Source organism: Acinetobacter harbinensis (genome assembly GCF_000816495.1).
GTDB classification, from domain to species: Bacteria; Pseudomonadota; Gammaproteobacteria; order Pseudomonadales; family Moraxellaceae; genus Acinetobacter; species Acinetobacter harbinensis.
On record NZ_JXBK01000003.1, the window covers coordinates 41678 to 42203 of the forward strand.

The 526-nt window shown below is 35.9% G+C and carries 1 protein-coding gene; it reads left to right on the plus strand.

The window, feature by feature from the left end; genetic code table 11:
- Positions 1-12: 12 nt before the first annotated feature.
- On the plus strand, positions 13-526 hold a 514-nt coding region (locus SE27_RS14715), incomplete at its 3' end, for a FeoB small GTPase domain-containing protein (RefSeq protein ID WP_455550027.1).

The window sequence follows — 526 nt, forward strand, 5'->3', positions numbered from 1 at the left end:
AGTTAGTATCCAATGAAGATTAAGAACATTGCATTAGTCGGTAATCCAAATTGCGGAAAAACCTCTTTATTTAATACGCTTACTGGTACGCGACAAAAAGTTGCCAACTATGCTGGGGTTACCGTAGAAAGAAAAGAAGGTTCTTTTAAATTACCTTCTGGTGATGCAATACGAGTATTGGACTTACCCGGAACTTACAGTTTAAAACCTAGTAGTTTAGATGAAGAAGTCACCAGGGCAGTTTGTTTGGGCGAGCTAAAAGGTGAAATTCTACCCGATATTTTTATATGCGTTGTAGATGCCACAAATTTAAGCTTACATTTGAGCTTGGTTCTCGAAGTTCGTGCTCTAAATCGCCCTATGATTCTTGTATTAAATATGATGGATGAGGTCAAAAAGCGTGGTATTTCCATTGATAAGGATAAACTGTCTCAACTGTTAGGTATCCCTGTAGTTGAAGCTGTCGCAGTTAAAACAAAAGGAATTCAAGATTTAATTAATCAATTAGATCAAAAAAATCTTTTTA